General features: G+C 58.4%; 23 protein-coding genes and 1 pseudogene. 12 read left to right on the forward strand and 12 right to left on the reverse strand.

Annotated features, from left to right (window positions below; genetic code table 11):
* The first annotated feature begins 167 nt into the window (after positions 1-167).
* The 9 genes from GDN47_RS23385 to GDN47_RS23430 all read left to right on the forward strand — a co-directional run bounded on the left by GDN47_RS23385 (position 168) and on the right by GDN47_RS23430 (position 5,064).
* Positions 168-599 carry a response regulator gene (locus GDN47_RS23385; RefSeq protein WP_162759609.1) on the forward strand — a complete coding sequence of 144 codons (432 nt, stop codon included), beginning with the start codon at positions 168-170 and terminating at the stop codon, positions 597-599.
* 460 nt (positions 600-1,059) lie between these two features.
* Positions 1,060-1,365, forward strand: a complete 306-nt coding sequence (locus GDN47_RS32770; protein WP_371865531.1) for a DUF982 domain-containing protein — start codon at positions 1,060-1,062, stop codon at positions 1,363-1,365.
* 542 nt (positions 1,366-1,907) lie between these two features.
* Positions 1,908-2,117, forward strand: coding sequence for a cold-shock protein (locus GDN47_RS23395; RefSeq protein WP_069614189.1), 210 nt, complete (start codon positions 1,908-1,910; stop codon positions 2,115-2,117).
* A 105-nt stretch (positions 2,118-2,222) separates the two neighbouring features.
* Positions 2,223-2,510: a cold-shock protein gene (locus GDN47_RS23400; protein WP_113396159.1), complete on the forward strand. Its 288-nt coding sequence runs from the start codon at positions 2,223-2,225 to the stop codon at positions 2,508-2,510.
* Between the two features lie 14 nt (positions 2,511-2,524).
* Positions 2,525-2,767 (forward strand): 30S ribosomal protein S21, encoded by a 243-nt coding sequence (gene rpsU, locus GDN47_RS23405; protein WP_113420298.1) that lies wholly within the window; start codon positions 2,525-2,527, stop codon positions 2,765-2,767.
* A 35-nt stretch (positions 2,768-2,802) separates the two neighbouring features.
* Positions 2,803-3,009 carry a hypothetical protein gene (locus GDN47_RS23410; protein WP_113396157.1) on the forward strand — a complete coding sequence of 69 codons (207 nt, stop codon included), beginning with the start codon at positions 2,803-2,805 and terminating at the stop codon, positions 3,007-3,009.
* 384 nt (positions 3,010-3,393) lie between these two features.
* The gene (locus GDN47_RS32700) at positions 3,394-3,636 is read left to right on the forward strand and encodes a response regulator (protein WP_308936554.1); all 243 of its coding nucleotides are present in this window, start codon (positions 3,394-3,396) and stop codon (positions 3,634-3,636) included.
* A 221-nt stretch (positions 3,637-3,857) separates the two neighbouring features.
* Entirely contained in the window at positions 3,858-4,328 is a 471-nt protein-coding gene (locus tag GDN47_RS32775; RefSeq protein WP_371865529.1) for a hypothetical protein, read from the forward strand.
* Between the two features lie 325 nt (positions 4,329-4,653).
* On the forward strand, positions 4,654-5,064 hold the full coding sequence (locus GDN47_RS23430; RefSeq protein WP_113352241.1) for a low affinity iron permease family protein: 411 nt from the start codon (positions 4,654-4,656) through the stop codon (positions 5,062-5,064).
* 73 nt (positions 5,065-5,137) lie between these two features.
* On the opposite strand, the gene GDN47_RS23435 is transcribed toward GDN47_RS23430, so the two are convergent.
* From GDN47_RS23435 to GDN47_RS23455, 5 genes and pseudogenes are all read right to left on the reverse strand, one after another.
* Positions 5,138-6,406, reverse strand: coding sequence for a DUF892 family protein (locus GDN47_RS23435; RefSeq protein WP_113352240.1), 1,269 nt, complete (start codon positions 6,404-6,406; stop codon positions 5,138-5,140).
* A 243-nt stretch (positions 6,407-6,649) separates the two neighbouring features.
* Positions 6,650-6,844, reverse strand: a complete 195-nt coding sequence (locus tag GDN47_RS23440; RefSeq protein WP_113352239.1) for a hypothetical protein — start codon at positions 6,842-6,844, stop codon at positions 6,650-6,652.
* 147 nt (positions 6,845-6,991) lie between these two features.
* Positions 6,992-7,958 (reverse strand): annotated as a pseudogene (locus GDN47_RS23445) (ATP-dependent DNA ligase).
* Positions 7,959-8,040: 82 nt separating this feature from the next.
* Positions 8,041-9,510, reverse strand: coding sequence for a prolyl oligopeptidase family serine peptidase (locus GDN47_RS23450; RefSeq protein WP_152094351.1), 1,470 nt, complete (start codon positions 9,508-9,510; stop codon positions 8,041-8,043).
* Between the two features lie 18 nt (positions 9,511-9,528).
* Positions 9,529-10,254, reverse strand: a complete 726-nt coding sequence (locus tag GDN47_RS23455; RefSeq protein WP_162748806.1) for a hypothetical protein — start codon at positions 10,252-10,254, stop codon at positions 9,529-9,531.
* Between the two features lie 100 nt (positions 10,255-10,354).
* Here GDN47_RS23455 and GDN47_RS23460 point away from each other — a divergent pair, with 100 nt between their 5' ends.
* The 3 genes from GDN47_RS23460 (at position 10,355) to GDN47_RS23470 (ending at position 13,561) form a co-directional block, all read left to right on the forward strand.
* Positions 10,355-11,011: a TetR/AcrR family transcriptional regulator gene (locus GDN47_RS23460; protein ID WP_145322882.1), complete on the forward strand. Its 657-nt coding sequence runs from the start codon at positions 10,355-10,357 to the stop codon at positions 11,009-11,011.
* A gap of 217 nt (positions 11,012-11,228) precedes the next feature.
* Positions 11,229-11,462: a hypothetical protein gene (locus GDN47_RS23465; RefSeq protein WP_113352235.1), complete on the forward strand. Its 234-nt coding sequence runs from the start codon at positions 11,229-11,231 to the stop codon at positions 11,460-11,462.
* Positions 11,463-12,418: 956 nt separating this feature from the next.
* Positions 12,419-13,561: a polysaccharide biosynthesis/export family protein gene (locus tag GDN47_RS23470; protein ID WP_152094352.1), complete on the forward strand. Its 1,143-nt coding sequence runs from the start codon at positions 12,419-12,421 to the stop codon at positions 13,559-13,561.
* 11 nt (positions 13,562-13,572) lie between these two features.
* Here the strand turns inward: GDN47_RS23470 and GDN47_RS23475 are convergent, their stop codons facing one another.
* Genes GDN47_RS23475 through tssG form a run of 7 tightly spaced genes read right to left on the reverse strand, consistent with a single transcriptional unit; the run spans position 13,573 to position 24,415 of the window.
* Entirely contained in the window at positions 13,573-14,484 is a 912-nt protein-coding gene (locus GDN47_RS23475) for a protein kinase domain-containing protein (RefSeq protein ID WP_152094353.1), read from the reverse strand.
* Positions 14,481-15,860, reverse strand: coding sequence for a type VI secretion system-associated protein TagF (gene tagF, locus GDN47_RS23480; protein ID WP_152094354.1), 1,380 nt, complete (start codon positions 15,858-15,860; stop codon positions 14,481-14,483). Before tagF ends, GDN47_RS23475 begins: the two co-directional genes overlap by 4 nt.
* A gap of 10 nt (positions 15,861-15,870) precedes the next feature.
* Complete coding sequence (gene tssM / locus GDN47_RS23485; RefSeq protein ID WP_152094355.1) at positions 15,871-19,353, reverse strand: type VI secretion system membrane subunit TssM; 3,483 nt, start codon at positions 19,351-19,353, stop codon at positions 15,871-15,873.
* Positions 19,350-20,873, reverse strand: a complete 1,524-nt coding sequence (tssL, locus tag GDN47_RS23490; RefSeq protein ID WP_152094356.1) for a type VI secretion system protein TssL, long form — start codon at positions 20,871-20,873, stop codon at positions 19,350-19,352. Before tssL ends, tssM begins: the two co-directional genes overlap by 4 nt.
* The gene (tssK, locus tag GDN47_RS23495) at positions 20,870-22,210 is read right to left on the reverse strand and encodes a type VI secretion system baseplate subunit TssK (RefSeq protein ID WP_113352229.1); all 1,341 of its coding nucleotides are present in this window, start codon (positions 22,208-22,210) and stop codon (positions 20,870-20,872) included. Before tssK ends, tssL begins: the two co-directional genes overlap by 4 nt.
* Positions 22,207-23,400: an FHA domain-containing protein gene (locus GDN47_RS23500; RefSeq protein WP_173002548.1), complete on the reverse strand. Its 1,194-nt coding sequence runs from the start codon at positions 23,398-23,400 to the stop codon at positions 22,207-22,209. The genes tssK and GDN47_RS23500 overlap by 4 nt, the downstream gene beginning before the upstream one ends.
* Positions 23,390-24,415 (reverse strand): type VI secretion system baseplate subunit TssG, encoded by a 1,026-nt coding sequence (gene tssG, locus GDN47_RS23505; RefSeq protein ID WP_152094358.1) that lies wholly within the window; start codon positions 24,413-24,415, stop codon positions 23,390-23,392. The genes GDN47_RS23500 and tssG overlap by 11 nt, the downstream gene beginning before the upstream one ends.
* Positions 24,416-24,436 lie beyond the last annotated feature (21 nt).

Raw genomic sequence — 24,436 nt, forward strand, 5'->3', positions numbered from 1 at the left:
AGAAGTTTCAACATTGATGATGTCTCCAGCGGGCGCGCGGTAGAGTCTCCCGCTGGACATGGCGATTGTCCATTTAGAATGCGCAACCCTCATAGCCTGGCATCCGGAACCTTTCTATTGATGAGATGTTGTAATGCCTAAAAGCGCCGCCGCCTGCCGGACCAATGATGTCCAGCAAGGTGCACAAGAGCCTCTTCGGGACCTCCATGCGAATTCTTGTGGTTGAAGATGAAGCCCTGATCGCCATTGATATGGAATATGTCCTGCGCTCGTCCGGCTATGACGTTGCGGGGCCGGTCGGCAATCGAGAGGATGCGTCCCGGATGGGAGCCAACGTCGATATCGCCCTTGTCGATGTTCATCTCAGCGATGGTAAGACAGGTCCGTTACTGGCAGCAGATCTTGCTCAGGTGCACGGTGTCACCGTTATATTCGCAACAGCCAATCCGGAAATCGTCGCCGCCGATCCTCACGCCATCGGGGTGCTTGTGAAGCCTGTCTTTGCTTCCGATCTCCTTAACACCATAGAGTATGCCGTCGCCCTTCGCAACGGCGTGCCCGCCGAGGCGCCCCCTTGTCTGATACGGCATCAGCCATAGCCTTCTTGCCGCCGACCTCCGGCGATGTCGACGCTCAACCAGCCTAGGAGCGAGCCGAAACATCGCCTGCCTGCCGGCTTAACCTGAGGAGAAAAGGTGATGCGCAATCAAATTCTCATGCCTCCGGCTGGCCTCAGCTTGACGCCCGCGCGACCGTATTCGCATCGGGCGGGGAGTAACTGGATTTTCGGATTTGGAAGCCTCCGCAGAGGTAGTCAGAAAGACTTGTGAGCGTGGAGACGACGCAGGCATGCGCGACATGGACGATGAAGAGAACCTCTATCCGGAAGGAAGCACGCGCACCAAGGTCTTCGAGCATGGTTATCTTAATGGTCAAAAGGCACGGCAATAGGACATGTTCGCCAGCTTGAACGGTCGGACCTTGAGATGTCAGAGAATTCCTTGAGATTCTTCATCATGATTCATGGTATTCGCAGGCACCGCAGAGGTTTTCTCCGCGATGCCGAGGGAAGCCGGTGGGCGCCGTCATCAATATGGGATTTTCACTTATTTGGGAGATGCCAGTTCTCATTCACTGGGATGGCTTTTGTACCAGGCCATAAACGGTCCAAGAGGGGCGCTGCGGTATCTGCAGAATGGGTTTGAGCGACATTCGGGCCAACGTTATTGGCACGCGGCATATTCCTGCCAAATCGCCCTTCGCTATCGCTCCGCTCCTGAAATTGCTCGCGAGTCTTTTATCTCCGCCTGTGACAATGCCAGAACCGGAGCTAGCTGGGTCGGCTCGTATGCGGCTTTCATTTAGATGCCGCGAAAGATCTATCCAGGCGTGCCGAACTGATCAGCGATCTTACGTCCGACCGTTGATAATGCGGCGCGCTGCATCATTTTCGTTGAGAATAGCACAGAAGATGCGCGCCTCCTCTCTCCGGCAAGTTGTCGAGCTCCCAAGTCGTGGGCTTGGCGGTTTTGCCGGTAAACACATCCTAGACGGTCCAGGAGAAGTCCGGCTCCTGGCGGAGGGCATATCGTCTTGTCGTTGGCCCCATCGCATTTTCGTGAAAGATGGCAACGGCCGAATTGGTCTTCGCGTTCATCGATCACGGCGAAACTGTCGGAATAGTCTGTGCAGACGCCTCATCTGCGGAAGTCATTTGCCTGCTTCCTGATTATATTTTCCGCCATGACTTGTCATATCGGAAATAGAGCCTATGTTACCTCCATCGACCATTGCTTGTGACGTCGCTCAAGAGCCTCGTGCTCTTCCTCGGATTCCCTCTCAACTAATCGATCTCATCCCGCAAGGTATCGCGGGAACAACAACGATTGCTTCGAAAGGAAATCGTTATGAACACTGGCACCGTTAAGTGGTTCAATTCCGCAAAAGGCTTCGGCTTTATTCAACCCGATAATGGCAGCACGGATGTTTTCGTGCATATTTCCGCCGTTGAACGTGCTGGAATGAATTCCCTGAATGATGGTCAGAAGATCCGCTACGACATCGTGCAGGACCGAAGGTCGGGCAAGAGTTCGGCCGACAATCTTCAGGCTGCTTGATATTGTCATTCTCTCTTGCTGACCACGGATGTACTGGCAGCTGGGGTGAATGGTGCTGAGAGGTCGGGGTAACGCCCGGCCTTTTATTTTTTCACGGAGCGGGACATGAAAAACCGGCAATACCGGATCGGCGACACCATCCTGTTGAAACACGGTGTTCTTGGAGCTTCCGGCCCATCGGGGCGCGGTCGAATTGTCTGTCGTTTGCCCGACTCCCAGGGCAGTGTGCAATATCGCGTGCAGTTTGAATTCGAGAATTTCGAACGGCGGATCCTCCAAATCGACATTGATGTTGTCGCATCGCCACCCTCGCTGCTGGAGAAAAGTTCCCCGCGAGAAGGAAAGCCGTCCAACTGGCTCAATTCACACGCAATTCGTATCAAGAAAAACTAATCGAAGGAGCAATCTTGCTAGTAGATGTAAGGGACAACAATGTCGATCAGGCGCTTCGCATTTTGAAGAAGAAGATGCAGCGCGAGGGCCTGTTTCGGGAAATGAGAGCGCGCCGCGCCTATGAAAAGCCGTCAGAAAAACGCGCCCGCGAGAAATCCGAGGCGATCCGCCGGAGCCGCAAGCTCGCCCGCAAGCAAGCCCAGCGTGAGGGGTTGCTTTCCGTCCGCAAAAAGAAAGCGGTCGCAAGTTCACGCTAACCGATTCTTTTCGCCATCCCTCGTTAGGAGATGTCATGACCGTGACGAAAGAGAAGCTTTTCAAGCAGGCAAGGGTTTCGCCTCAGGATAAGATATCCGCGACCGATTTAGCGGCGAGGGAAATTACCGCTGCTGAAACCGCTAGCCGCGAGAAAAAGACGGAAAAACTCCGTGCGCTCCGCCTGGCGCAGCCCGTCGTGGAACCCGCCAAGCAGTCGAAAAAGCGGCAAAAGTTAGCTTAAACCTGCTTCCGCCGCTTCATTCAGACTCATGGGAACTGCGTACATGAACGCGCTGTGGCCCCACCGCTCCCCGTGCGCGTGAATCTATTATACCGCACAGCATGATGTTCCACGAGCTGGCAACGAATGCGTTGAAATATGGCGCATCATCCGCTCCGGACGGTGAGTTGCAGGTTCAATGGTCGTTGGAGGAGGGGCTGGGGACCGCTCGGATTTCTTATGCCGGTGGCGTGAAGCGGGTGGCCCTGGGGTCCCGCCGCCGAAGAGAAAAGGGTACGACACCGAATTGATCGAAGGTACCTGCCGGCATCTTGGTGGAACCGCGGAACTTAACTTCGATCCAAAAGGTTTGACAGCAATTATCAATCTCCCCTGGACACGCTTGTGAGCGAACCTGAAAATGGCGAGGTCATGCGCAGGATCGTTCTCGTAGTCGAAGACGAGTTTTTCATCGCGATAGAGCGGGAAAGCGTCTTGACCAAAGAGGGATTTGAGGTCTTGGGGCCGGCGAGCTCCGTGCACCAGGCGTTTGAACTGTTGAAGAGCCAACGTCCGGATGCCGCCGTGCCGGATGTCACTCTCAATGGCGAGAAGGTTACGCCCGTCGCTCTCCTTTTAAAGTCCTGAGGCGTGCCGTTCGTCCTCGCCAGCGCGAGCGATGCGGCCGAACTTGCCCGGCATGATATCTTCGCCAAGGTGCTCAATCTCGGGAAACCACGGACATGAAACACCTTGTGGAGGTTGTTCGGTCGCTTTGAGGTTCCGCTGGAGGATCGATAATCGTCGCTTTGTGAGCCCCGATCCGATTCCCGCTCGTTGGAACCGACGACGGCACGAGAAGTTTCCCTTTGAAGGAGACTGCCATGACTGAGAAAAAGAAGATCGTTGAAGTGAAGGTGAGGACCGACGAGGGCGAAGCGGTGCCGATGGGCATCATGAACGCCAGCCAAGCGACCAAACTTTCGGAGGGTCTTGATGTCGTGGTCTCCCCCTCGGATGGCGAGACAGGTGCCGGCGATCATGAAGAGCTGAAACCTGTGGTCAGTCATGGCGCTGCGAATCCTGTGTTTCCGTCACCAACCGCCAACACAGAGGCTGACCGCGCCAAGGAAGCGCGGTCCGTCGTGCGCGATGCTTTGGACAGTCTGGTTGCATCGGCGAATGAAGCGGGCTGGAGCACGCGCGAAATCGTTGTCGCGATCCTCGAAGCAGGAAGGTTCCTCGAAAAAGCAAATGCCGCCGATCCAGATCCCGCCGAAGATCCGGCCATCAGCGATATCGCACGCGAGCAGATTGGTCACGGGGAGCAATATGACTAGAGGATCGGCTAATGCTCGCCTGTGCGAGTCTGGATCAACTCTTGATAGAGTAGCTTGAACATCCGCGGCTGACAATCACTCGCGATACTTTACTTCGCTTGCGCAACGAAACGAAAAGCTTCAACCACGTCGAAGCTCAGAGTCTCGAAAATATAGGGGAAGCGACGCATAGCGAAGTTATTAGGAGGCACATTCATTGGTAACGACAATGATTTGGCTCTCCCCGCGGCCCATCGCCACCGATCGGATATGTGTATTTTGGTCGGCCATTGGAACGTACGTGATGTCATTCGCGTTATTGCTTGCCGGATAACGCGAGGCCAATATGAGCAAAAGCACTGCATCGAATTTCTTTTCCCAATTCGCGACAACGATTGCCGACTGGTCTGGTCGTCCAGCAACTTTCGTGCTCGCCGTAATACTTGTTCTGGCTTGGGCAATTACTGGCCCGATTTTTAACTATTCGGAGACGTGGCAGTTGGTGATTAACACTGGAACGACCATCATCACTTTCCTGATGGTCTTTGTTCTCCAGAACTCGCAAAACCGCGACGGAAAGGCACTTCAAGCTAAGCTCGATGAGTTGATCTTGACGTCACAGGCCCATAACAAATTCGTAGGCATTGAGAAGCTTGACGAAGAATCCTTGCGGAGGATGAGCAAAACGCTGGCCGAAGAAGCTGACTGTATCGAAGAAGTCGCCGACGGAAAGACGAACGCGCGTCAACCGGTGTGATCTGTTGCTTTTCTCAACCTGGACGTTGAAAGCGATCATCGACGGAATCACTCCGCCGATGATCGAGCCCATCCTATCGAATATTGGCCGGCATTCTTGCCGCCGACATCAGTGGCTGCGCGACCTGGTCAAGTAGTTGGCCGGCATTTTGTTCCTCTCCCAGTGATAACGTTAACAATTGGGCAATGCGCGGCTGAGCGAGCTGAAGGGCGAGGTTGCGGGCCGCGGTATAGGCGGCGATCTCGTAGTGCTCGACGCGCAGGGCGGCGCCAATAAGCGCAAGATCCGCCGGCGCGTCGTCCTTCTTTTTTCCCTCCGACATCACTTCCTCACCCTCTTCCACTAATCCCATCATCCCCTTGCAGGGCTTCGCCCTTGCGGATGATCCCAGGATGCGCAGACATTCGTTCAGGCGCTCCACCTGAGTTTCGGTCTCGGCCAGATGTTTTTCCAACAGAGTCTGCAGCTGTACTGAGCGTGCACTCTTCTGCATTTTGGGAAGCGCCTTCACCAACTGCTTCTCCGCATGCAAGAGATCTCGTAGTTCATCGAGAAGCACGGCTTCAATCGCCTCTGATGCTTCTGGCGGGGCGCTGCGGGCCGCGATCTTCGTGGCTTTGTCCGGGGCGCCTCTCAAGTCTTGAAAGGCCGGAGCTTCGACAAACTTCCACGGCTCGCCCTCGTTCCAGGGGCCGCGCGTGTCTACCTCGCCAAGATCGCCTTCCCCGGTCGAATCGTTGAAGAACTGATCAACCAGCCCGGCCGTGGGCGCAATCCTGCCGACGCTGAGCGGCGGCTTTCCCATGCTTTCGAGCGCAAGCTGGAATGCCCGCATGTGAGTGATTTCCCTGGTCATCAAGAATTGAAGAGCGTCCTTCGTTCCGGGATCGCGACAAAAATCGATCAGGCGCTCGTAAACGATCTTGGCGCGCGCTTCCGCGGCAATATTGCTTCGGAGGTCGACATCGAGTTCGCCTGTGATCTTCAGATAATCGGCTGTCCACGGATTACCCATCGAGTTAAACAGGTTCACGCCACCACCTCCAGCGATAGCGATCAGAGGATCGGCCTCGGCTTCTTCGCGCACTGACTTCAGTGGCTTGAGGTGCATTCTTGCGAGCGTACCGACAATTTCAAGGTGGCTGAGCTCCTCGGTGCCGATGTCCATCAACAGGTCCTTGCGACCAGCGTCTTCGCAGTTAAGGCCTTGGATCGAGTACTGCATCGCTGCGGCCAGTTCGCCGTTTGCCCCTCCAAACTGCTCCAGCAGCATGTTTCCGAACTTCGGGTCCGGTTCGTCCACACGAACGGTATACATAAGCTTCTTGACATGATGATACACGGGCGGCGTCCTCCTTGGTTGCCGCGCTCGAACACCAGCGGCTGAGGTTTGTTCCGGCTCTCATCAAAAATGGCTGGCCAATGAACCAGGCGGAAGCAATCCGCGCGAACCTCTCTTGGCCGCTAGGTTTAATTCCGCCCATGTTCGTTGACCGAACTCAGAAATAATTGTCGGTAAGCATGCCAGCTATGCGAGCCCGGGAAAAAACGACCGGAAGTCGTTATTTTGAGCGATTGAGAGTCTTTAGCCCGTTAGGTGGTGGTCGATCTCTCCCGGGCGAAATTCACACGGATAGATGAGTGCCCGCTCGACATCGGCTTTGCTCAAGAGTTTTTCGATGACGCCAATGGCTGATTTGTTGGTAGCGACCACCTCCGGCTTCGCGATCGCAAAGATCACCGTAACGTTGTACTCCTGAACGAGATGGTCCGCCACCATCGGACCGCTTCTCCCGTCGCTCAAATGGACATCGATCAGAGCTATATCGGCAATTGCGCCGAGGGCCTGCTCTTCATTGAAGCTTCTTGCGAGCCCGACAAGGGCATAACCGAGCGATGATATCGTATGCTCTAGATCCGCCGCGAGCTAGGAGGCGTGACGCAGGTTGCCGTCATACGTCGATCCGCGAAACTCGGCGATGAGGGTCGGCCATACGAAGGCCAGGTTCTTTCCCTTGAGCGGCACGGCAAGTCGGCTGGTTTTCAGGGTGTCGAGTGTCTTCCTGAGGTAGGCGGCATCCTTGGCATCGAAGCCGGTTCCCACCCACCGACATAGATCCAGTCGCGTCCCTTGTGGCCGGCAACAAGAAGGCTTCCGATGCCCCGCGGGCGGAGGCTGATTGCTCATAGCCGACGATCATTAAGCTTTTGCTTTGCACACATTTGATCTTTATCCAGTCCCCAGTTCGCCCGCAGCGATAGGGTCGATCCCAGTGTTTCGCGATCATACGCTCGAGCACCCTGGAACAGGCCTTGGCGAGAAGTGCCGCGCCATCGCCTCGAATTCTTCGGAGCTGTATTGCGCCTGCGGCGCCATCGAGAGAATCCTCAGGCAGATGCCGGCGGACGGAAAGTTCCATTCCCGTGAGATCATGGCCGTTGAAATAAAGCGGATCGAAGGCAAAAATGACCGCTTCCGCCGGGGCTCGCTTGCCGCCGCGTCCGACGAGCGAGCGCTGCAACGCCCCAAAAGTCCGAGTACCCCTTGTTATCGAACACAATGGCCTCGCCATCGAGAATGGCGGTGTCGACATCCAGTTTCCGCGCGGCATTGGTGATAGCTGGAAAGTGATGGGTCCAATCGTGGCCTCCGCGTGTAATGACGCGCATACGTTTCCGCTCAATATGGACACATGGGCGATAGCCGTTTCACTTTAAGCGCCCGGTCAGGGCCTTCCGGCGGATCCGTCTTCAAGAGAGCGAGACACGGCTCGATACGGTCCGACATTTAGCCAAAGGGAAGATTTGGGCTGGGCAGGGTCACGGCGTTGGGCGGGCTTCGACCGGGCGACCCAGGCGAGCCGTGTTGCAGGGGCAACTCGGTCATGAGCGATCTTAAAAGTGAGTCTGGAAAACGGTCACTTTTTATTCAGCGGGCATGAGTTTCGCGTTCGGCTCGGCCTTGTGTCGCGAAGCCTACGACTTCACCTGTCTAAACAGCCAATCTCTAGCAGCGTTGATGTAGAAAAACTTCCGCGCGGAACCCATGTGGTCGACACCCTTGAATGTGAGAAATGTAATGTTGCTGTCCTCATTCAGGTAACCGTTGATCTGATTGCTCAGTACTTTCTGATTATTGACTGGGAATATAAGTGCTGGATCGAGCTGCTCGGCTGGCCGAGTTACTTTGGCACCCGCGTTTCTCCATACTGGCACGCACTTCTCGTTCCAGGGTGTCGCCTTGTTGTCCTCGGTACCCGTGATAATCAGGACCTTCTGCTTGGCAAGCGCGACAACATCGCTAGGTCGCTGCTGGCCAGCGATTATGAGCCCGGCTGCAAAAGTCTCTGGATGTTTTGCCATCAGCCAGAGGGAACTCATCGCGCCCATCGACCATCCGGTGCAGTAGACCCTCTTTGGGTCGATCTTCAGCACCTTGTCTCTCCGGTCGTCTAAATTCGGGTTGCCGTAGTTCCATGTGTTGCTCAGCAGAGACTCGACCAGCCGATACGTATTTTCAACGTCGCAAGTGTGCTCCCAATAGTCGTTCATCGTGGTGCGCTCGTAGCGCGGCGTGATAACCACGCATTCATGTTTGTCTTGCTCCTCCGGTAAGGTCCATATGCTCGCGATGCACTGTTCAGTCAGCGTCTGAGCGCATGTGCCGTCGTAGCTCGTTCCCGAATGGGTGATAGCGAGGAGGAGAGGGTAGGCTTTGTTCTCGCCGCCTTTTTCCAGGAACGACTTCGGCAGATAGATACTATATTCGAGCCAAGCGGAACGCGTATCGTCCCACCACCAATGGTTCTGCTCCCAGGCGTCGACGCCGCGGATCACGACGCTGTTTCCGCGCCGGCCGGCATTCGTCCATACAGTTCCGGTTGCGGCGTAGACCGACCCGCCCACTGTTCTGACGTTCTTGGCCTGTGTCAGCGCGACCTTGTCGCTGTCTGCGGTTGGAAGGCTGAGGTCTGGGTTATGCTCGAATTCGGTGATAACGTACCGGCCGGCAACACTCTTTTGGTCAGGACGCAGCGCCGGCTCTGCATTGGTATAGATGGTGGCGATCGCCCTTGGTTTGGCGGGGGCGGTCGTAGCGTTTTTGTCGGGTTCCCGCGGCATTCCCGGGAAAAATCCTTCGGCGGCCGGGAAGACAGCAGTAGCGTATGTGTCAGTCGTTAAACTGGCTGGATCGATATCGACGTCATATTCAACCGCAATTCCATAAACCTGTTCGCCACCGCCGGTGACTTCGCAGAGTGCATAAATGTTCCGAAGACCTGGACCCTTGTGGCTATTTGATCTCCCGAAGTTGTCTGGTGCGGCCGCCGCGAAGCCGTTTCCAACCTCTGCGCGGGCCTCCCTGCCTCCGAGACCTATTACGGAGGCGGCGCCGGCCAAGGCCGTCCCAATTGCAACAAAATCCCGTCTCGATAGATTGGCCATGAGAGTCTCCTCTTGATGTCAGGCTGGGGCGTCTTGGGACACGCGGGCCGAGTTGTCGGTTTCGATGACATAGAAATAGATGAGCATGCCCACGAAAATCACTCCCGTGAGAAGCGTGCTGGGGATCAGGTCGACTTTGTGGGCAAGCGCATCGCCCGCGCCTGGCCGCCAGTGCGAATAAGGGCTAGTGTCGTCCAGTAGGGTATTGCCTCGCTTAGTTTGCCGTCCTGCCTCCAAAGGGTCGTTGCAAGCGCGACCAGGGCAAAGAGCACGACGGCGGTACCGATCGGCGTGAAACCAAGTCTGAATGATACTGCGTCTCCCCCGATCGTGCCCAGTACACCCGCCAACCATTGTAATCCAGTACATCGGGTTGACGCCTACCGACGTAGCTCCCGAACGCAGCCAATAGGCTCGATAAAGAAGCACGCTCACAACATAGAAACCTAGGACAACAGCCGCGGATATAGAGAAATCGATCTTGTGGTCGTGGAATGCGTCGCCGATGGTCGGCGCGCCGGCGCGAATTATGATGATTGCGGCCCAGAAGAAGAGCGCTGTTTTGCGGGGGCTCGCATGCTCGGCCATGAATACTAGAAGCAGAGCGCCGATGATCCAGGGAAGCCCGGTCACATGCCCAAGGCCAAGACCGTCGGACATAACATCCCCGGTGTTGGTTCCGAAGGTACTGGCTGGCACCAGCGTAAGCCAGTATCGGGCGTTGAGTTTGGGCAGTGTATGCATGACAGGCGCCGTCTCTTCGTCTGGACAACAGTGCAATTTATAGGTACTTATAGGTACCATAATTGTGGCGAACGTTCGACGGGTAACGAGGAGAGGCTTCTTGAGCGATGGCACCGACCAGCCTCCAACTCGTAAGAAACGAGGTCGCCCGCCAACGATGGCGCCAGAGGCGCGTCGCGCTCTCGTTGTCGATGCGGCCTACACGGTTTTTCTAGAAAACGGCTTTGCGGGGACGACCACCGAGATGGTCGCGTCCAAAGCGAGCATATCGAAGCGATCCATCTATGAGCACTTCGCGGGCAAGATCGAGCTGTTCGGGGCAGTAGTGTTGAACAACCGCCATCTGCTCATCGATCTGCCACGCCCATCCGACGAAGGCCTTCCGATGATCGACAAGCTTGTGAAGGTGTTCCGCCTCGATTTGGACAGCCGACGCGACCAGGAACGGGAAGCGCTGCTGAACCTCATCTTGCGAGAGTCCGTCCTCTTTCCCGAGTTGGCGGACTATCTTTACGGGCAAAACATACTCCGGACGCGTGAAGACCTAATCGAATGGCTGGAGGCCGAGCGTGATCGTGGTGCCATAGAGCTGAATGATGTTGTGCTGTGCGCCGGCATGCTGATGGACATCGCCTTTGGAGCGCTGCTGCCCAGAAGGCGACAACAGGGCGACGAAGCAAGAGACCAGCGGAAGCAGGAGATTCGTCAGCGCTTTCAGATATTTCTCAGAGGCATCGCGCATTACGCCGAGCGCTAAGTGGGCTTACCGGCGATGACCGCTACGGAATGATCGGTAATAGGCTGGGAAGGGTCGGCATTATAGCCTAATCACGCGGGACGTGGTCAGACTGTTTTCGGCGTGGGATATCCGACGACGTGGCCGTGACGCCGGCGCGTCGAGCAACCTACTTGCACGATCTCAAAACGTCCTATTATATTCAACAGGCTGGTCTGCTCGATCTGGGAGACAAGGGATGATCCCACTGACGAAATTGAAGCCGAGCGCTTTCTATTGGGCGACGCGGAAAGACGATCGGGAGGAAGGAGCGCAGATTGTTCAAGTGTCCACAATATTTGGTGAGGACCCAGAATATTGGACCGTTGCTTGTCTGGGCTCGGACGAGCATCGCATGCCTGCAGATTTCGAATTCATTGTCAGGATTGTTCCACCGGGTTCCAAACTCGCGATTGATTTGGCCGCGCAGTGATTACATTCGCATCTCTTTCGCCAGCCGCGACTTAGATCTCTTCGCCGCCGCGCGCATTTTTCCCAGCCCAACTCCCGGACCTTGTTTCCGGGGTTTTTTATTTCGATAATAAACCTCCACCTGCGGCGGAGGGCTGGACGAGTTCTACACGGTATTTGAGAGACCTCCTGCTTGAACCGCTGGGGTGGCCCAGACTTCGAACAAGGAGGTTTTATGGATGAGCAGACGCTCTCGCATGCGCTGCTTTCCCAGATCGGCACTAATCATGCTGTACACCATCGAACGGAAGAAGGTCGGGGTTTATCAACTATTATGAATCCTTCACCTTCATTCCGAATGTGAGAGGTGAGATCGGAAAGTGGCAAGAAAGAGATGACGCTGCACGGCAACATTGCCTCGTTCCGGAGCATCTTCATTCGAGATCGATACGCGCATCATCGTGTTCTCCCATATCGATGATAAAGGACATTATCATGCATTTCAGGGAGCTGGTGAACGGCCAAATGGTCGTGCGTTCGAATCTCATCATCTCCTTCAGCCGCAAAAAGCGATCGGCCAACGACATCTCTTGGTAGCAGGCGCTCTCAAGACCATAATGCGGGGGAAGGCGGGAATGATCAGTACTTCAGAGGTTGTGAATACACGCACGGCGATATTTGCCCGATTAGAAAATCCAATCGCGTAAACGGTTGGGCTGCCCGTCTCCTTGATCGACACATCGCATGATTTTCGAAATTCAATTCGCTCTGATGATTCGTATTTCAGGCGCTAAGCGGCCCGAATGAGGCTGTTCAGAGAGCCGTCAAAGAGGTGCTGAACTCCTATTCGGTTGCCATTTGGACACAATGGTAAACAACCGAACTGTCACAATTCACTATTTGTTAGGTCCGGATATTGCCTCCCGCCTTCTGGTTGATATTTCTGCCTTGCTTCTAACATCCGAAGGAGATTCCGGAATGCGGAAATGGGCGGCGATTTTACCCTTGGTTGCACTCAGCGCCTGCGCGGGACCATCCGATGGACCGAGCGCCCTCAATATTCGCAACGCAAGGATGCCCGATACCCAGCGGGAGATTCCGGTCGTGCCGCTCTCGGAGGCTCCGATGGGTGCGCAGATCGTCGCATCGTCCCATGCGTACACGGATCAGGGATTGGCAAGCCTACGCTCGGGCGGCGTTTCGGATGCACGCCTGCGGCCGGGCGACGTGTTCGACGTAACGGTGCTGGATACCGGCGAGGACGGATTGCTGTCCGCCACCCAAAGCAAGTCCCTCAATCTCGGCCGCTTCACCGTCGATTCTCGCGGTTTCGTCACCATGCCATACGTCGGCAAGCAGCGCGTCATCGATTCCACGCCGGAAGGCCTGCAGTCGAAGATCGTCACCGCCCTCAAAGGCTCCTCGGTCAATCCTCAGGCTGTCGTGACGGTCGTCGACAAGCCGTCCAGCGCCGTAACAGTCGATGGCAAGGTGCGCTCCGCCGGCCGCTTCCCGTTGACAGCCCGTGGGGAGCGCGTGCTTGACGTTCTTGCGCTCGCCGGCGGCGCATCGTCCGCGCCGGCCAACACGACGGTGACGCTGACGCGCGGTTCGCAAAGAGCAAGCGCGCCTCTGGATCGCATCCTTCAGGATAGCAAGCAGAACGTGCGCCTCCTGCCTGGCGATCAACTGTTCGTCAGTGGCTCTTTGCAGACGTTCACGGCGCTCGGCGCCTTCAAGAGCGTCGGCGAGTTCCCACTTGAGCCTGGCCAGACCACCTTGGCGCAGGCGCTCGCCCGTGCCGGCGGCCTGCTCGATGACCGCGCGGACTCCCGCAACTTCTTTCTTTTCCGAAACCAGAAGGTCTATTCGCAGGCTGCGTCGAGTCCAGGCAAGAGCGCCATTGCTCCGACCGTTGTTTCGGTCAAGCCGGTCATCTACAGCGTCAATCTTAAGCAGGTATCGAATTTTGTGCTGATGCAGCAGTTCAAGATGCAGGATGGCGACACGATCTTCGCGAGCAATGCGGACACGGTCGATTTTGCCAAGCTGTTGACCGTTTATCAGAAGAGCGCGCCCACGGCCGCGGCCCCGCTTCCAGGTAGTTCCTCCTCGAATTGACAGGGCTGAAACTAGATCGACTCTATCAGGGCAAGGGCCGCCATAGCGTTTGGCGGCCTTTGGGAAGGCGCGGGGTCCGTTAGATGTCGGGCAGCGGCCTTGATTTGAACGATTGATTCCTGGGCCTCGTCGCAATGGTCCAGAAGCAGGTTGATGACGCATCCGGCCGAGTAGAGATCGGCGCTGATCTGCATGGCGGTATCGCCTGAAACCTCCGGCGCTGTGAAGCCCGGCGTCATCGCCTTGGCGATATCGAGATCGCTGTATCGGCTTCCACATTCTACCATTGTCCCGAAATCGGCGATTTTCAGCTGATTGAGATCACCATCTTGAAGCAGAAGATTGGCCGGCGAAATATCCCCGTGGACATAACCGGCGTGATGGATCGCGCTCAGTCCGACGAGCATGGACTTCACCGCCGCCCTGACATCCGCCTCCGACAGGGAAACTTCCGCCAATCGTTGAGACAAGGATGGTCCAATCCATTCCATAATAAGCGCCGGGCGCCCATCGGGCAGGCGGATGGCACACTGAGTAGTGGCAAGGTCGTTACAGCGCAGCGTCATGCCGATGCTTGCTTCACGCAGCAGCAAGGCTTTGGTGGTCGGCTCATTCGCCCGATCCGACGGGATCGTTTTCATGGCATGAAAGGTGCCGAGATCGCGATGGCGCAACCGGCTGATTTCGGTCCGGTCGTTGCGGTGGACAATCGCTTCGACAAGAAAGGTATTTCCGATGAAGGCCGCTTCACCCCTGGGAAGGGATGGCAGGCGTCGATCCAATGCATCGCGTAATCGATCGACCAGAAGATCGCGCACCTCCTTTGGTCGCTCGACATTGCCATCATGGGTGAGGAGATGCAGCAGCTCAGCAAAGCTGGCCGCAATCCTTTTGATACCCTCGTCGTTGGTGTCGCCACTCATGTCGCGCCGATGACGATTGCGCTGACATTCTCGCGGCAATTGGCGATGAGTGCTTCCTGGATCAGCGCCTCGGCCGCTTGTTCCAGCGGCGTCTCGATCAGGATTTCCGCGATGACGCGATCGGTCAGCGTGCGCGAAAGCGGACCGCTTGCAAGCAGGAGCCTGTCGCCGCGTTGAAGCTGGTCGCCAACGGCTTCCGAGACGAATTGATCCTTCAGGCCCAGAGCTCGGCCAAGTGTGCGCCGCAATCCTATGTCGATATGGTCATGGGTCAACAGCCGCATCATCCCGTCGCGAAGCAGATAGCAGCGTGAATCTCCCGCCCATATCGCCACAAACTCGCCATTCAGCAAGGTTGCGGTCACGACGCTGGCGACGGGAGGCTCGCGTTCGGCGGTGGCAGCCTTGGCGCGTAGGATCGCATGGGCATGGCTGAGCTTGCTCTTGATATCCTGTACCAGCGGCTGCAGCGCTTCACGTTGCGACATACCGGCAAGGATTCCCGTCGTTATTCTTGCCGCCTCGATGGCGCCGATGCCATCGCCGACACCATCCGCTATCGCGAAGACATGCGGTGCGGCGCTTATAAGAAGCGCATCGGCATTCAATGAGAGACGCGTTCCGGCATGGCTGGCATGGCTGTACGCTATCGCAAAATCCGAGGGCCCAGTCTTCGCCGTTTGCGGCGCTTCGATCGCGGCGGCAGAGTATATATCCGGCTCGACGCTGACGGGGATTTTCGGGGCTTCTACCGTGACGAGCTTGACGAAATCCTGTGCGGTGGGAGCGGCCGCGGTGCGGAACCCTTTGCCTTGGCGCGTGCCGGGATTGATACGCCACCAAAGCGAGCCCGGTGCGGGAGCATTGCTCATTGCGGCGGACTGCATCACGCTTGAGTGCTTGTCGATGAATGGCGGGCGAAGCCGCTTGATGCCCTCGACGAAACGGCTCATCGCGAAATCGGCCTTGTCGGAGGTCTCCGCCAGGGCTTCGGCAGCGGTAAACCAGCTATCGTCTTCGCACAGATCACGCAGCTGTCCGGAGAAGCGCTGCAATTGAGCGGCGATAATCAGAGGAAAACTTCGGCCGACGCGGTCACGGCTGGGCAGAAGGACGCCTGCGACAGCAGACGGCCCCCAGACACCCTTGCCGACGACGAAGCGCCAGGCGGTCGTCGCATGAAACAGCTGGCGCCAATCCGATCCCGATGTCGCTTCCAGTGCGATCAGGCCATTGTGAACCCATTGGTCGAGTTCGCTCTGGAGACGCGAGCCGAGCGCGGCGGAAACGAAATCTCCATGCGTCGGCAATTTTCCGAAAAAGCCGACCGCATCTGCTTGCATCGGCGATTGGGTGCGGGCGAGCGGCTCGTTCATCGGCGGACCGTCAGAATTGCCCCGGGCAGCTGAAATCGGACAATGCCTGCAGCCGGAAGGGATTAAGCACCGAGCCGAATTGGACGTCGAATTCCGCCATCTGGCCCTTGTCCTCAAATCGAGCCCGGAAAAGATCGGGAGCCTGGACCGTCACCTTGGCGGCATCGAACAGGCGGAAGGGCGACCAGTCGCCGGTCTGTGTGATGGCCGGTTGCAGATCTCCCGGGAAAAATCTGACATTGGACTGGTTCACTGCGCCAGCGGGTGGCCAGGTTATGGATTTTGGCACAATTTGTCCGTGATTATAAAGGACATGCTCGCCGACGATATCAACCATCACTGAATTGGCATTGTCCGACAACGAAACGGGCTTGATATTGATTGATATCGAGGGTTTCTCACTGCCGGCCGGAAAGAAGGCATGCTCGATCTTGCTGGCATTTTCGAACTGCGCGATCGCCTGGCTCGGAATGCTGTCGCCGCCGAAAGTACCACGCCAGCCCCAAGGCTGAGCGCTCGTGTCGACAAATGCATCCAGCCGGTTCTTGAAGAAAGATTGGAACAGGCCTTGCGGTCCGAACAATCGGATGAAGTCCGCCATGGCGATGTCCTGGCTGGATTTCCGGTCGAACGGATAGCGACCGGTAACGATGCGGGCGCATAGATCGGCGCCTTCCGCAGCCCATAGATCGTTGATGCGGGCGCGGGCCGTCTTGACCGCCAGCGAGCCGATATCTGCGGCAACCGCCACCATCCATGCATCGGCTGGCGCCGGCAGCCCGCGGGCCTGCTGCAGCAAGTCCTGATTGGCATTGGCGAGTTGGCCGCCGGCGTCGAAGACGCGTGCCACTTCCGCCGTCGAGTTCGCTGCGCGCGACAATTGGCCGTAGATATTCTGGAGGATCGGCTGGAGACTCTGGATCTGGGAGCGCGGCTTATCGTTGCCATTGGCGTTGCCGTCTTGGGATGACGGTTGCGCATTGACGGCATTTGCCTCGAGCGCGGCCCGCAACGGACCGTAAGGATCGGGCGCGCTGACCGCGCCTGTGGTGGCGGCCGTCAGCGCCGCGTCCGGAACATCGTCAAGCGAGGCAATCTCGGCACCGACGTGGGGGCGCAGGTCGGTGGCGGCTGCTATGGATTTCAGCGCCATCTCCACTGGGCTTGGATTGGCCGCCAGGATGCGCGCCGTCTCGGTCGCATCGGCAAGATTGCTCGATGGGCGCACCTGAAGATCGGCCAGCAACGAAGACCATTGCTGCTGGAATGCGTCGAAATAAAGCTGCAGCGTCGCCTGGGAAATCGCGTCCGTGGTCATTGTCGAAGGAGCCGCGCCGCCGTCACCGCGGACCCATTGTTCCTTGAGCGCTTCGGAGGCTGCGGTCGCGACCATCGGCAGCACCACGTCACGATAACCTTTGCTCGTGAAAATTCCCGGAATGCCCTCCCGCAGCGTTGATTTAGATTTGCGCTGGAAAATCTGGGCTCCCAGCGGTCCCAATGCGTCGGTAGGGAGCCAGGCATCAAGCTGGCGAGCCTGCCGGGAATGGATGAGAATATCATAGGTTCGGGCCGCAAGACTTTGCGAGTGGATCGTTTCCCGTGCCTTGGCAATCAGGGCATTGTCCAGCTCGATCGCGGGCAGGCTGCCCGCTGCCATGGCCTCTGCGTGAGCAGCCAGCGCCTTGCGCGTGGCCGAGCGTCCTTCGCCGGGGTAAAGTGCAGCAAACATGTCTTCCGATTGCTGCGCGACGAAATCCCCGTCGACCGGCCCCAGCCCGCCGAGCATGCCATACAACTTCAAAGCATCGAAGGTCTTCTGAACATCCGAGGTCTGCTTGAGCTCCGTTTGAAGCGCTACCAGCATGCGAGGCAGAAGCAGCGCGTTCAAGGCGCGCTGATAGGCTCCGCGCTGGCGGCTGGCGATCTTGTCACCCTGATCGAGGCCGAAACTGGTCGGCCAGATGCGCGCCTCATCGAAGCCGCTGTTGACCGCACGCAGATTGTCGAGCGCCGGCAGGACCCGCAGAAAATCGGCATCGGTGACATCGCGCACCTGAATGCCGCTTGCGAGCTTCTCGTAACTGTCGATCCGCCGCTCTGCTGCCGCGATCGCGCGCGAGTTCTGAAAATAGGTTGCCGTCCAGCCGGTGAAGACGATCGCGAGCGCGATGGCCGCCGCGCCATAAGCGATCCGTCTGATCATGGCTTGCCGGCCCGAGAGGCGTCTGTCGCGGGCGACCAGCGACGCCTCGCCGAAGATGACCTCCTTGAACAGACGCGACAGGAAATAGCTGCGTCGCGTGTGCGGAGTGTCCGTGTCGCGGCTCTGTGTGCCGGAGGCGAAATAGACGCCGCGAACGAGAGGGGATTCGATGAGGCTGGAAGATGCACAGAGCTCGGTCAACAGCTCCTGCAGGCGCTCTCCCAATGAGGCAAGCTCCGCGGGAAAGCGGAAGATTCGACCGCGAACCTCGATATTCGGCTCCTGCTGCAGGCGTTCGATCAGCATGGCATCCACGCGCTGCTGCAGCAGCGCGAACTCTTCCATGAAACGCTCGGGCAGGTTCTCGCCCTTATAGCTTTCATCGAGATTGAAGGTCGTGCCCCAGACCTGCTCACGATCGGTTTTGGCAAGACCGTCGAAGAATTCGACAAAGCCGGTCAAGAGATCGGCCTTCGTTAGGACGACGTAGACGGGTACGCGCGCATGCAGGAACTCGTCGAGCTCCGACAGGCGTTTGCGAATGGAACGCACCTCTTCGAGCTGTGCCTCATGATCGCGGCTGAGAAGGTCGCCGATCGAGAGCGTTACGAGCGCGCCGTTGATCGGCTGCGAGCGGCGGTACTTGCGTAACAGCCCGAGAAAGCCTTCCCATCCGGCCTTGGACGCACCGTTCAGATCATCCTGCGTGGTGTAGCGGCCAGCGGTGTCGATCAGGATCGCCTCGTCGGCGAACCACCAATTGCAATTGCGGGTGCCGCCGGCGCCCTGCACGGAATTACTGCCCATCGCATCCCCGAGCGGGAACTTCAGCCCCGAATTGGTCAGCGCTGTCGTCTTTCCCGATCCCGGCGCGCCGAAGATGACATACCAGGGCAGTTCGTAGATATAGCCGAAACGCTTCTTGCTGATACGGCGCAGAAGCAGCAGGGCTTCCTTCAGGCGGCTATGGATTTCGCCGACTTCCGCCTGCTGGCTGGCGGCATCGTCGGCAATACCTTCCACGAGCGCCTTGTCCCTTTTGCGCGCGCGCAGGGTCGTCGCCAGCATGTAGATCAGCCAACCCGCTATGATCACGCCGATCGCGATCATCCGGGCGGTGCTGCTCGACAGCGGCTTGAAACCACCATAGCCGGCCATGGAACCGTAGAACCAGATGACGACGCAGATCGCCACGACCCAGATCAGCGAGATGAAGCGCTGACCGAGAAGACCGGCATAGGCCGAGACATAGGAGCGAAGCGTGTAAAACGCGCCAAGCGGATTCATCGAGCTCCTCCCGTCGTCGCGGATGTCGCCGGTGCATTAGCGCTCGGCGTTTGTGGTGTTGCCTGCGGATTGAGGGCGGCATCGCCAAGACGTTGTGTTGGGTCGGTCAGCACCAGGATCTCCGTCCGGCGGTTGGCTTCGCGGCCTTCCGCCGTGTCGTTGCTTGCGAGCGGATCGCTGTCGGCGCGCCCTTCCGTGAGAATGGCCTCCTTGCCAGTATAGGCGGCAAGAATATCGCCGACGGCGCGGGCGCGAGCCTCGGAAAGATGCCAGTTCGACGGGAACTGCGCCGTGCGGATCGGCACATTGTCGGTATAGCCGACGACGACGGCACGGAATTTTTCCGAAGCCAACGCTCCGCCGATGCGCTGGAGGAGATCGCGGAATTTAGCGCTGACTTCGGCGCTGCCTGTGTCGAACAGGCCGGAATTGTTGATGCGCACCAGCAGCCTGCCATTGGAATTCGACAGCGTGACCAGTTTGCGGTCGACTTCCGGCTGCAGGAAAGCGAGCAGATTGTCGAGCGGCGTCGGCTGCGGCTTGACCTGCGGCGGTATTTCCGGCTGCTTCTTCGCGGGAGGGGGCGTCTGTGCGACTTCTTTCGGCTTCGGCGCGTCGATCAGAACGCTCGGCGTATCGCGTGGCGGCAGGTTGGCCAGGCGCTCGAAGGTGGCGTCGGAGGCATTGTTGAGCGAAAGCGTGAAGAACATGTAGCCGAGCGCGAACAGAAGCGCCAGGACGGAAAGGATCGTCCAAAGCGCGACAGCCGTGCGCAGCGGCTTGTGGCGCGCCGAAACGCCGCGCCAGTGCGGCGACAGCTCGCGTTCGAAAACACCATACTGACCGAGCAGCGTCTTGTAGAGACTGTCGCGGATACGCCCGAGTTCCAGCGATCCGCGCGGCGAAACGCGCGTGCGGCCTTCGAAGGCGAGCGACAGGCAGAGATAGATGAGAAGCAGCAGGTCCTTGTTGGTGCCCGGGCTCTGCTGGAAATGGTCCAGGAGATCGAAAACCCGGTCGCCGCCGGTCACGTCCATGTGGAAGGTCGAGACGAGGCCAGATCGCGCCCAGCCGGCCCGCACGCCCCAAGGCTTGCTCAGAACCACGTCGTCAATGGTCGCGCAGATGACATAATGCGCCGCGCGTGCCCGTTCCGGGCTGATGCGCGCACCCGCGAGATCGCGCTCATAGCGCCCAACCGCATCGATCGTCACCTGCCTGAGCTCGGCAATGTCGGGCTGTTCCTCGGTGTTGCGCAGGCTGTGAGCGAGATTGAGCAATGGTGCGGCCGAGCGCACGATGGTTGGAACATCATCACCGCCAAAGCGAAAGCCGCGGATCAGCGCATCGACGGACCAGCCGCCGGCTGCATTGGCCGATTTGTCGTTCGGCTGCTTATCCAGCTCCTCGTCGAGAATATCGGCCACCTTGCGGGCGGCTTCGTTCTTGCGTGCGCCATCCTCGGTCAGCTCGATGATCGTCGGCAGCTCGTGCCAGGGTGTTGAGCGTGGTGTATTCATTCTCTGAGAGCCCACAGTTCCATCTCCAGGCCAGGGAAGTCGCCCGCGAGATGCAGCGCGATCGCGCCGGAGGTATCAAGCTGTTTCCAAAGCGGATTCTTCGTATCGAGTTCGAAGTAGATCGTGCCTGACCGGTATGGCAGCTGCCGCGGCAGCACGGGAAGGGGCCTGACAGGAATGCCGGGCAGCGCGACATTGACAAGCTCGGCGATCCGCTCCACGGGGCCGATCTTGATCTGCGCGGGCAGCTTGCGTCTGACATCCTCGGCCGACATCTCGGCACGGACCGCAAGCACAAAGCCCGCATCCTTGAGCAGCGAGCGGTCGTTGATGGTGCCGACGCGCACGTCGTGACGCCGTTCGATAAGTTCGATCGCAACGGCGGCCTGCTCGAGCACCGCGGAAAGCGAGGCGCGCAGATCGTTGAACACAGCGGCAAACGTCGCCTTCAGATCGTCATGGCGATAGGGCGGAAAATCGGTCGCCCGCTTGCGATCGGTTGTGAAGGTGGCGAGTTCGCCGGCTAGCTGGATGCATTCCTCGTAGAAGATGATCGGATGCATCCGCGAAGCATTCGCCGCGATATGCCGCAGCATCGGATCGGCACGATTGAGAATATGCAGCAGAAAATAATCGCCGACCTCGGCGGTTCCACGCACCGTCGGATCGCCAATGCGCTCGGCGATCGCTTCGGCCCGATGCCGCACGATTCCGAGCAATTCGGTAATGAGCTCATTCAAACGCGCTTCGGCCGCGCAATTCAGCGATGGGGCGATGTAATCCGGATCGAGAATGACTGAACGGTCGGAGCGAACCTCGATGATGCGCGCAAGGCCGATCAAGTCGTATCCAGCGAGTTCGTCGCCGGTCTTCAGGTAGCGCAGGTTCAGGCGGCCGACATCGATCGGCGCCATGAAGTCGGTTTCCACATTCGCATCCGGCGCCTCATATTGCGAGGCTGTTATGCGCACGCTGTTGCGCATGGCGCTGCCGTTCATGGCGACGTCGGCTCTTCCAGGCTGACGGCTGGGCAGGGCCAGATAGACGATAGCGTTCTTCGTTGAATCGTCGAGTTCCAAGGGGGGCGGCAGATCCGCATCAACGGGCGCTTCGAACGGCGTGCCGTCGGGCAGGATGCCGCGCAGGTTCGACAAAGCAAACTGGCCGATCGCGAGCGCGCTGCGATCGATGCCGATCTCGGCAATGCCCCAGGGATAGGGTGCGAGCCCCCGCGCGGTCGTTCGGACTAACCGCTCCGTCCAGCGGTCGGCCTGCTGGAAATGCTGCACGCGAAGGAACATACCCTCGCTCCAAGCCACGCGATTTTCGTTCTTCATCGGGTGTTGCCCGTCCTCTCTGCCAAACTGGCGGTATCGTCTTCGTCGCGGCCATGGGCGTGGGCGCTGAACGCCTCGGCCAGCAGGTCGCGGACCGAAATGCTTCTGCCGCCCCTTTCGAACTGCGCGCGGTAAGCCTTCCAGTAATCGCCGTTGCCGCGCCAAAGAGCCTTGCGCTGGGAGGCATCGACAAGCGCCTCGATCATCCGGGGCTCGAACATCCGATTGGCTTCGCGAACAAGGTTTTCAAGACCGGCGTTAAGCCTGGATTGCCTCGAAATGAGCGATCGAAGGCGGTCGGCCAATTGCTCCGTCCGTTCGCGGCTGAACAGTGAAGCGGATGAATGAGCCCGACTGTCTTCAATTCCGAAAATAGACGCTTCGTCGTCGAGTGTCTGCTCCAGCGTCGAAACGAGCGCTTCGAGCTGCCGCAGCGGATCGAATTGCAACGCAAAACTCGCATCGTCCGCGTCTTGATCCGTATTATCGGCGGCGCGCATATCATTGGCCGGAATGATCGCCTTTGCAGTTTCGACCGTCTCGGAACCGGAACCGCGGGCAACGGCAACGGAGACGTGGGTTGCCGCGCCATGTTCGAGTTGGCTGCCCAGCTCGAAGTCCGAGTTCCAATCATCCGGAAGTATCGGTTTGATACCGTTGACATCGGGCGGGCCGTTCCAGCCGATGTCGACATTCCTACTTGGCGACTTGCCATTTTTCGACGATTGCGCCAGCGCGGCGATCCAGTCGTCGCCATTGCGCTGGCCGAGCACGCCGGTTGCCGTGCCGCCGCCGGGCGCGATGTCGGCAAGGATCGACGAGATCGTCAACCTTTCGTCGCTGAGGCGCAGATCCGCTGCCGGATCGTCGATCTCGCGATCAGCTTCCCCAGTAATGACGACGGTGAACGCGACGTCGCCGAATGCGATTTTGGATTTATCCGTAAGTCTCGCCGTCTCGCCTTCGAAAATGGTCGCGCCGTCCACACGAGTGCCATTGGCGCTCTGGTCCCGCACGAAAAAGCCGGCGCGATCGCGTTCGATCGCGCAGTGAATTTTCGAAATCAGCCGCTTTGGATCGGAAACCTGCCAATCGCAATCGGGCGATCGGCCGAGCGTGCGTTTGCCCCGCTCGAAGAACCACCCCTTGCTGGAACCTTCTCCGGCTGTCTGCTGCAGTTCAAGCCGCATGGAGGCCTCCGTGATCGGATTGTCCTGGCGCCTTACGTGGCTCCGCAACGATGGCATCGCCACTGTCGCGGTCTGCCGCTGCTACGCGTGCCCAGCTGTTCCATCCAAGCCTCGGCGGATCACTGCTTTCGCCAAGCCGGCAAAACGGGATGTGCTCCTTCTTCAAAACCACCTGAATGTCAAAATCGAGCGACGGATCCACATAAAGGCGCGTCAGGGCAAACAGCGCATTTATATTGGCGCTGCCAGGAGAAAGAGACCGGTAATCCTCATAATCGACCGGGCCGATCACGACGCGGAAACTGCCGCCGAAATCGTGGACTGCCGCGCCCGCGGTCGAGTTCACGCCAAGCTGCACACCCTGCGGCTGCCCCATGCGGCTGCGCTCGCCCTCGGGAATGGAAAGCCATCTGCCTTTGAATAATTCGATCGCAACCGGCAGGCCGCTGAACTCCTGCAGCATGGCCTGCAGATTGACCGCATTGCGGTTTCTGGCCGAAAAAAATCCGGAAAATCGGAGGATCAGTTCGTCATCGGGACCGACCTGCTCCCTCAGCCGGGCGGTACCGAAACCCGTCAGTGCGAACAGGGTCTTGATAAAGGCGTTTCCGTTTCTGTCCCGGCTCCATCGCAATCCGCGCGCAAGACGATATTTCTCGCAGGCATCGGCGAAAAGCTCCGCAAGGCGGCTCGTAAAGAGATCGAAAAAGCTTGAAAGGCCATGAGCACGATTGCGCTCTTCGCGCATGACTAGCTCGTTGTAACTCGGCGGCATGGCCCCGAGTGGCCCGAGCAGACCGGCCATGCTTGCCTTGACCGACCCCGCCGCGCCTTTTCGCTTGAAGTCGCTAATGGCAAGCGGCGCCGGCGAAACGCCGACGGGTGAGGACACCGTCAAATGATCGCCGGCCGCGTGCTGGGCGACACGAAACGCCGTCGATGGCTCGAAACGACCGGGGTCGCGTTCGAGCAGCGCGGCAAGCATTTCGCTATCACTTGGCCGGAACTGGTCCATCGCTTGCGTTCATCTCCCTCG

Source organism: Martinezella dioscoreae, from assembly GCF_009176305.1.
GTDB classification, from domain to species: domain Bacteria; phylum Pseudomonadota; class Alphaproteobacteria; order Rhizobiales; family Rhizobiaceae; genus Rhizobium; species Rhizobium dioscoreae.

What these genes read in the sequence shown, in the direction of transcription:
- GDN47_RS23385 (WP_162759609.1), top strand. Translation starts at nt 168, where the DNA reads ATGTCCAGCAAGGTGCACAAGAGCCTCTTCGGGACCTCCATGCGAATT.
- GDN47_RS32770 (WP_371865531.1), top strand. Translation starts at nt 1,060, where the DNA reads ATGCCGAGGGAAGCCGGTGGGCGCCGTCATCAATATGGGATTTTCACT.
- GDN47_RS23395 (WP_069614189.1), top strand. Translation starts at nt 1,908, where the DNA reads ATGAACACTGGCACCGTTAAGTGGTTCAATTCCGCAAAAGGCTTCGGC.
- GDN47_RS23400 (WP_113396159.1), top strand. Translation starts at nt 2,223, where the DNA reads ATGAAAAACCGGCAATACCGGATCGGCGACACCATCCTGTTGAAACAC.
- GDN47_RS23410 (WP_113396157.1), top strand. Translation starts at nt 2,803, where the DNA reads ATGACCGTGACGAAAGAGAAGCTTTTCAAGCAGGCAAGGGTTTCGCCT.
- GDN47_RS23430 (WP_113352241.1), top strand. Translation starts at nt 4,654, where the DNA reads ATGAGCAAAAGCACTGCATCGAATTTCTTTTCCCAATTCGCGACAACG.
- GDN47_RS23440 (WP_113352239.1), bottom strand. Translation starts at nt 6,844, where the DNA reads ATGGTGGCGGACCATCTCGTTCAGGAGTACAACGTTACGGTGATCTTT.
- GDN47_RS23450 (WP_152094351.1), bottom strand. Translation starts at nt 9,510, where the DNA reads ATGGCCAATCTATCGAGACGGGATTTTGTTGCAATTGGGACGGCCTTG.
- GDN47_RS23455 (WP_162748806.1), bottom strand. Translation starts at nt 10,254, where the DNA reads ATGCATACACTGCCCAAACTCAACGCCCGATACTGGCTTACGCTGGTG.
- GDN47_RS23465 (WP_113352235.1), top strand. Translation starts at nt 11,229, where the DNA reads ATGATCCCACTGACGAAATTGAAGCCGAGCGCTTTCTATTGGGCGACG.
- GDN47_RS23470 (WP_152094352.1), top strand. Translation starts at nt 12,419, where the DNA reads ATGCGGAAATGGGCGGCGATTTTACCCTTGGTTGCACTCAGCGCCTGC.
- GDN47_RS23475 (WP_152094353.1), bottom strand. Translation starts at nt 14,484, where the DNA reads ATGAGTGGCGACACCAACGACGAGGGTATCAAAAGGATTGCGGCCAGC.
- tagF (WP_152094354.1), bottom strand. Translation starts at nt 15,860, where the DNA reads ATGAACGAGCCGCTCGCCCGCACCCAATCGCCGATGCAAGCAGATGCG.
- tssM (WP_152094355.1), bottom strand. Translation starts at nt 19,353, where the DNA reads ATGAATCCGCTTGGCGCGTTTTACACGCTTCGCTCCTATGTCTCGGCC.
- tssL (WP_152094356.1), bottom strand. Translation starts at nt 20,873, where the DNA reads ATGAATACACCACGCTCAACACCCTGGCACGAGCTGCCGACGATCATC.
- tssK (WP_113352229.1), bottom strand. Translation starts at nt 22,210, where the DNA reads ATGAAGAACGAAAATCGCGTGGCTTGGAGCGAGGGTATGTTCCTTCGC.
- GDN47_RS23500 (WP_173002548.1), bottom strand. Translation starts at nt 23,400, where the DNA reads ATGCGGCTTGAACTGCAGCAGACAGCCGGAGAAGGTTCCAGCAAGGGG.
- tssG (WP_152094358.1), bottom strand. Translation starts at nt 24,415, where the DNA reads ATGGACCAGTTCCGGCCAAGTGATAGCGAAATGCTTGCCGCGCTGCTC.